General features: G+C 65.9%; 2 protein-coding genes. Both read right to left on the bottom strand.

Translation table 11 applies throughout. The features are described 5' to 3' along the window. A partial coding sequence (locus A5730_RS24090) for a PPE domain-containing protein (RefSeq protein ID WP_156745641.1) occupies positions 1-120 on the bottom strand: 120 nt, incomplete at its 3' end. A 10-nt stretch (positions 121-130) separates the two neighbouring features. Beyond that, positions 131-430: a PE family protein gene (locus tag A5730_RS01235; protein WP_067894519.1), complete on the bottom strand. Its 300-nt coding sequence runs from the start codon at positions 428-430 to the stop codon at positions 131-133. Positions 431-689 lie beyond the last annotated feature (259 nt).

Here is a 689-nt window from a genome sequence, read left to right as displayed (position 1 = left end):
CTGCAACTCCGCGGCAATCGCATTCCACGCCGACGCCGCCGCCATCAACGACCCCGACCCCGGACCGGCGTAAATCCTCGCCGAATTAACCTCCGGCGGAAGAACCCCAAAATCAAACATCATTGGCTCCTTAACCAGTCGCGGCCGCGTTGGCCGCCTCAGTCACCGCGTAGGACCCGGAGCTCATGCTCAGGGTGTTGACGAACATCTCGTGAATGGCCGTCGCCTGGGCGCTCACGGCCTGATACATCTGTCCATGCGCACAGAACTGCGCCGCCGTCAATGCCGACACCTCGTCAGCGGCGGCCGGCACCACCCCCGTCGTTGGGGCCGCCGCCGCGGCGTTCTGCGCACTCAGCGTCGAACCGATGCTTTGCAGGTTGCCCGCCGCCGCGGCCAGTGCCTCCGGCTGCGTCGTGACAAACGACATCTGAAATCCCTCCCTGCTCCTAGGCCCGGCGGCCTTCGGAGAACGGTCCGCGGGCGGGCGTACCGCACGCATGGCTTACTGCTGAGATTAAGTGGGTCACGCGCTGCCTCGCCTCCCTAGTGCCGAGTGTTCATTCGTGTACAACTTCCGTTCACCTGGCCTTTCCTTATCCGGCCGACGGCGGGCGGGTGAGCACGCTGTAGCGGAATCCGTATTTGTGCGAGTAGCCCGCGGCGGCGCCGGCGCGGCGGCCCATGAC

Origin of the sequence: Mycobacterium sp. ACS4054, from assembly GCF_001667275.1 — a bacterium.
Lineage (GTDB): Bacteria > Actinomycetota > Actinomycetes > Mycobacteriales > Mycobacteriaceae > Mycobacterium.
Note: the sequence above shows the minus strand (reverse complement) of the source record. Positions and strands in the feature narration are given on the sequence as shown.

Bases quoted from the DNA above. Each gene is read 5' to 3' on its own strand.
- A5730_RS01235 (WP_067894519.1), bottom strand. From the start codon at position 430: ATGTCGTTTGTCACGACGCAGCCGGAGGCACTGGCCGCGGCGGCGGGC.